This window comes from Cupriavidus sp. UYPR2.512 (assembly GCF_000379565.1).
Lineage (GTDB): Bacteria > Pseudomonadota > Gammaproteobacteria > Burkholderiales > Burkholderiaceae > Cupriavidus.
In genome coordinates this window covers 1-6207 of sequence record NZ_KB902915.1, presented here as the reverse complement: position 1 = coordinate 6207, position 6207 = coordinate 1, and the positions used below count along the sequence as shown (strand labels likewise).

The 6207-nt window shown below is 57.7% G+C and carries 3 protein-coding genes; all 3 read right to left on the bottom strand.

Going from position 1 to position 6207, the window contains the following annotated elements:
- Nucleotides 1-633 precede the first annotated feature (633 nt).
- Nucleotides 634-4008, bottom strand: a complete 3375-nt coding sequence (locus A3A5_RS38225) for a YhaN family protein (protein ID WP_232431313.1) — start codon at nucleotides 4006-4008, stop codon at nucleotides 634-636.
- Between the two features lie 4 nt (nucleotides 4009-4012).
- Nucleotides 4013-5269, bottom strand: a complete 1257-nt coding sequence (locus tag A3A5_RS0110710) for a DNA repair exonuclease (protein WP_018310576.1) — start codon at nucleotides 5267-5269, stop codon at nucleotides 4013-4015.
- 500 nt (nucleotides 5270-5769) lie between these two features.
- Nucleotides 5770-6207: thermonuclease family protein (locus tag A3A5_RS38220; protein WP_018310575.1), on the bottom strand; the 438-nt coding region annotated here is incomplete at its 5' end.

Genomic DNA, 6207 nt, shown 5'->3' with positions numbered 1-6207 from the left:
GCATCGTTTGTCCTCCAGAGGCATCACATCTTACCCGCGTCGCTTTGCGCACGCCAGGTCCACTTCGGGAAGTTATTTCTCACTCGTTCCTAAGCTGCCCGCTAACGGCACCCAGCGGTAGACGGCAAACGCTTGACCGGGCGCTCCTTCTGGCGCGCAATGAAATTTCACGATGGTGAAATTTCATTGCCTCGTCCTTATGCCGGCATCGGTGATGTGGCCACGATCCGCGACGCCTCACAAGGCACAAAGCCTTCTTCAAGGCGAGGCGAAGAACTACTTTCACGCATGAAAGCAGATTTAACATAAAAAGTATTATGCGAAATACCAGTACCCGCTTCACGCGTCATGGCCTGCCCATATGGCATGGTCCTCTGCCAGTCACATGTTGCCGTCCGCCGCGTCTTTGACCTGCTTGCGGTGGCCCTAAGGCGTGCCCTGCCGCTACTCGATGGCACACCGTTGCGCCAATTTAGAGAGCAAGCTGCTTCATCTTCTTGATAGTCGTGGTGCTATCGTCGCCGTGCTTTCCTCAAGGGACTGCGCCGAATGAATTCAGATAGCGAACGTTAACTCCTTCTCCGACAACTTCTCTCACGATAGAGAGTAGGTGATCATGGTGACTCAGGAAAATCACTTGGGTGCGCTTGGATAGGTCTGCACCTGCAGCCCCGCGCGAGTCCTCTTGTCGTCGAAGTTGATGAAGAGGTCGTCGGCCACGAAGGGCAATGCGGACGCTTGCTCTAGCTGCAGCTCAACTGCGGCAAGGCGCAGAGCCATATACAACTGGTCACGTGTGCCTTCGCTCATACCCGAGATTCCCACGGAATTACCGTTGGCCCGAATAGCAGACAAGGCCATCGGCTGCTTATCGTAGTCGACTGAAAGGCGCGCGAATGCTCCGAGCGTCAGCTGTGAAAAAATGGCGCTCGCTCGGGAGAGCATCGGGCCCTGCCGGCGTTCGCGATATCGGTCAATTGCCCACCGCAGCAGCGTGTAAGCGGTCTCCACTTTGATGAAGCGCTCAGCCGCCTCTGCCATTGCAGATAGCGCTTCCTGCCTCTTTGCTTCAGCGATAGCCGCATTGGCAGCACCAGAAATCGCCGTCAGCGCCTGACGGGCGGTTCCAAGCTCTGTTGCAATATCACCGTGAGCCTTGACGGAAGCTGCCAGCTCATTCCCAACTCTGGTAAGCTCGGTATGGACGGTCTGAATATCCGAGCCGTCCAATTCTTCCACGAGCTCTTCGAGGGCCAGCCCATCCCCTCCACTCAGGAGGTTGTTCTTGGCGTCCCCTATGGCTCCGAGCAGCGCCCGCTTACGGTCTGAGCGAGCAATCAGTGGACGCAACAAGTCGGGGGAACCAACAGCAGCAAGTAGGTAAAGCGGCCGGAGTTGAGCGGTAGCCTCGTCAACTTCCGTCCGAGCCTTATTCACGTGGTCATTTGCGACTACGAGTTCCTTCTTGAGCCGGTCCACGTCAGACTGCGCTGCGCTAGCCACCTTAAGTCGTCTCGACAGCTCAATCGAGATACCCTCGGCATCCAATTCAACCAGGGACGCATCGAGATGCTGCGCTAACCGCCTGGCCTCCGACGAGAACGCATCCAGAGCCGAGCGCATTACATTGACTTGACTGGTGCGGATTGTCTTGACCCGGTCCAAGCGCTCACTAATCCTATTCACAATCGCGATGGCGGCCTCGGTTGACGCCTCCGAGCCTGAGGCTGTAGCAAGACCGGCCTTGGCAATCGCGTCTGACCAATCGCTTTCCCAGTGAGCATAGGCATCTTTCGCGAGCTTTTCATCCCGGCGAAGGGCGACGAGGTCAACCTGCACCGTGTCCAATTGCCTCTCTCTGTGCTTGCGCAGCGTTTTTGCTTGCTCAATGTCCCCGATGTAATGCTCCCCTGCGCAGCAAAGTGCATCAATGTCACACTGTTCTTCGGTTACTATCCCAGCTTTGGTCAGGCTCTTGGCAAGGTTTGCTCCGGCCTCCTCAGCATCCTCAACTTCTCGTCGAAGGTTCTCGGAGCTCTTCCTGACCTCCTCTGCGGCCTTCAGCGCGTCGTCCCGGCGCGCAGCCCATGACGAAATGTCGTCAAACGCCATTTCTGGCAGCTCCTGAGCGGCCATCAATGATTCCCACTCTGTGTCGAATTTGACGACAGCTGCCTCAGCGTCACGGGACAACTTCTCTTGACGAGATAGGGCCTCCTGCTCGCGGATAAGACGCTGCTTCAGGTTTAGAAGCTGCGTGGCGTCGGTGACTGAGCCCACGTGCTGGTCGGAAAGGTCATCCGCAGCTCTAATCGCTTCTTCAAACGCCGGTGCGCCACTGCTCAGCGTAACCTCCCCGGCCTTTATTGCCGTCCATGCCGAATCCCGAATGCTACGAGCATCTCGTACCTGGTCGACTGTCACCAACTGATGAGCCTGAGCAAACTTGTCGACTTCGAGGTTGGTCGAGTGGGCGCGCTCGTTGGCCTCTTCCAAACGCTCTTCGGCGAGCTTCTTCCTGGAGAGCAACTCCTGCCGCTCGGACCGCAAGGATGAGATGCGTTCCGTCGAGGGTAGCGTCATCGACCTCAGCTCAGGCGTCGGCCGACTCCATTTACCCAAGATGGCGAGACTCGCCTTGAGCACCGATTCGGCGTTATCGAGGTCGCTCTTCAATCGGCGCTGGGTTACTTGAGTGTCACGATACTTCTGTGCCGCCCGTAAAGCAGCCTGAAGCCCTATTGGGGCCTCAGAGTGAGGCGCTGCTTCAAGATGTGTCGTGAGTTCGTTGATATCGGCAAGCTTGTCGTTAACGGATTGCTCTGCTGTGGAGGCTGCCAACTCTAGCGCCCCCCGGCTGCGCATCAGGCTTGAGACAGTTTGAAGTGACATGGAGTTGGGCCGCGCCTTCCGCGCGCCCTCTTCGTCCTCAGGCCAGCCAAGCTCCGTACATGCGTCGCTGATCTCCCCTAGCAGAAGACCGACCTGTTGTTCTAGCTGGGCAATCTCCGGCCCATAGTTGCGGCATTGGTGTCGCGTCGCTTCGAGGTCCTGTATATCCTTCTGCAACGAGAGTAGCGCGTGGTCTACGGAAATACCGTTCAGGTCGCCTTCCAGCTGCTCGGCCGATTCGTTGTGCACCTTGAGCCTACCCTCTGCCGCCGCCAGTTTCGTCAGCCCGCTATTGAGCGTCGCCTCCGCATCTGCCGGCAGATCAAGGACTTCCCCAAGGGCGCTCAACTCGCCTGCATTCTCCCGCCAGACATTGAGATGGGGAGCGAGCCGTCGCACACGCTCAAGCTGATTGCGCTTGAGCTCCAGCTCGCGGCGACGTTCCTCTTCGACTTCTTGGCGCTCTTTCGCCTCTTCGACAGCGCCATGTGCAGCCCGCCAAGCGGCGGTTCGAACCATGGCTGCCTTAAGTTCTGCATTGGCTTCATCTAACTGCTTTTGACCGACGTAATATGCCCGGTCGCCCGACTTCCGCTTGGCCCAGAGACGGTCAGCCTCTTCGGCGAGCTCGTCCCGGACACGTCCAAGACTTGCGATACCAGCGGCTGACTGGAACAAGACCTGACCAACATCACTGGATGCGTCGAGAATACTTCGGCCCCCCTTGATGAGAGCCGTATGGTCCAGGCAAAACATTTGCTCAAAGAATGCTTTATCTGCTACGCCAAGGAGCGGCGCGAGGCTGTCGACAGGTAGCGACTCACCGGCCGGTGTCGTTAATGGAGACTTCCTGGCCTTCGACCGATGGAACGTAAGAGTCCCCTCACGATTCTCCAGTGCTGCGCCAAGCCTCAGTTCGCTCTGATGATGGATGAAATCCAAGGAGGAACTGTGCGGCATCCCAAACAGTAGCTCCGAGATGGCAGTCTTGATGGTCGATTTGCCCGCCTCGTTCGGACCAACCATGAAGTGAAAGTCGAGCTCGGAACGAGGGAAATCCACTGTGTCGCCAGTGAACTTCCCGTACCGGATGAGTTCCAGTTGCTTGATACGCATAACATCACTCCGCCTTTGTCAACTGCGCGACCAAGCCCGAGCGCACGTCGCGGACCAGGTGGGACAATTCGTCATTGCGCACTTGGGAAAGCGCCGGTACTAGCTCCAGCAGTTCATGCGGTGATTGTGTCACCAAGGGGACTAGCCTCTCTTTGAGGATCTTGAGGAATTCGGGGTCAGATTCGGCTTCCACCAAAAGGCCGTGAAGGTCAGCAATCGCGTCTGCTCGGCCTTTCAAGTCTTCCGCGCTGCCAATCGACGCGGTTTCGACCTTTACTTTCTCAAGCCATAGCCGGTCGTGACTGATGACTGCAATCTGGGCCAGTACCTCGGAGCGGAGTTGAGCCTCGAGTCCGAACAGTTCACCATGCGCTTTCGATGCACCGGTTATGGTGACTCGAACAGCGTGGGGAACGGATGCGGAGCCAGACTCAACCAGAGCTTCCAGCCGGCGGCCGACTTCCCGTGCAACTTCGTTGAGTGTCGAGCATTCGGAAGCGTCTACCGTCACAGGCTCCCAACGCAGGACATCAATGAGTAGCCGCTCAACAGAAACGTCGCCGGAATCGTCAACGGTAACCGTGACCGCACCGCGTCTGCCGGTCTCTCGGATGTTGCGACCCTGCAGATTTCCGGGGAATACGATGGTTGAGGCTTCCCGCCAGATAGCGTATTCGTGAACGTGACCGAGGGCCCAATATTGATAACCCTTCGCATGAAGCTCGACCCTCGAACATGGGGCATAATTGGCGTGAACAGTGTTCCCTTCCAGGGCGGTGTGTAGCACGCCAATATTGAAGAAACCAGGGACCGGTGCTGGATAGGCAGTCACCAAGTTGGATGTGACTTCCTTCTCCTTGAAGCTATGTCCATGCAGGGCGACCTTGAGCTCATCGATGCGGAATGTCTCGGCTTTTCGCGTCGAGAACGTGTGGACGTTATCCGGCAGTTGGAGCTGCTTGGTCATTTCGCTTTCGGCGTCATGATTACCAAACAACACGTATACGGGGATTCCGGCCCGGCGCAGGCGTCCCATCTCCTTGCAGAAGAAAATTCCGGTGTTGTGGTCACGCCAGGTACCGTCATAGAGGTCGCCGGCAATCACCATGAAGTCGGCTTCTTCGTCGATAGCGGCGGTCACCAACGCCGTGAAGGCATCGCGAGTGGCATTGCGCAACATGTCAGCAGGGGCGTCCGGATACGCGCTCAATCCGTGAAGTGGGCTGTCCAGATGAATGTCCGCTGCGTGAATGAATCGCATGTTGCTGCCTCCACGAGGTGATGGCGACCGCAGAAAGGTACTGCGGCGACTGACCCGAAATTCTATGCGAAACGCAGGGCTATTGCGATGGCCTCGACCGGCTGAAATCAGCCGGCGCCGGAACGGATAGTCGCACCGATTCGAGTGGCAAGCGACACGACGGTATCACGACCGTTCTCCCCCTACCGCCTAGGCGTTGTAGCTTGCGCTTCGCGAGGTCGGCATGTCGGCGGCAATGGCATCCTCTTCACGAAGAATGAAACACGCCGTTGCCACGCGTGAGGACGTCGCAGGAGGTGTAGTCAGGCGGCCGACCGCCGATGACGGCAACATGCCAGGGGCACACCCACTAGCTCAGTGTTTTGGAGGCATGCAACCAGGGGGTTGCCTCGGCTCTCCCTATACCCCTCTTCGGTGGGACTCCACGGCGAATCCGATTGCCCCCGATCACCTCAAAAAATTGCCACATGGCGTACCGATGAAGCCCGCTTCAAGCCCATTCAGCGTCGGTTCAAAGCGGATTGTCGTTGTGCGGCAACGGTGTTGCCTCGCGATCGCCTCCTGAAATCCCAGGGGGCGATAGGGTGCGGGTCGAGCCACAGCCCTATTCGCTGCAGGCGAGCCGCCTCTTCCGCCTTCTCGTACTGAACGCGGTCATCTGGCGACTGCTCGCGTTTGTATTTCGTGTAGTGCCACGCCAATCCCCGACGCACCATCTCAATGTTCACATCCCGGCCGTTCACAAGCACCTTGCCTACGAGCCGTCCATACCGATCGTGCTTGGCTCCTTCAACAACCACCGCTCGGTTGTACGTAAGGTCGGAAAGAGCCTTTTTGGCGAAGTTGCCAAACGACTGTGCCTGGGACGGCTTCAGAAAACGGAGAATATTGCCCGGTAAGGGGGAGTACGCCGGAACCGCCGAAAATTCCGGAATTTT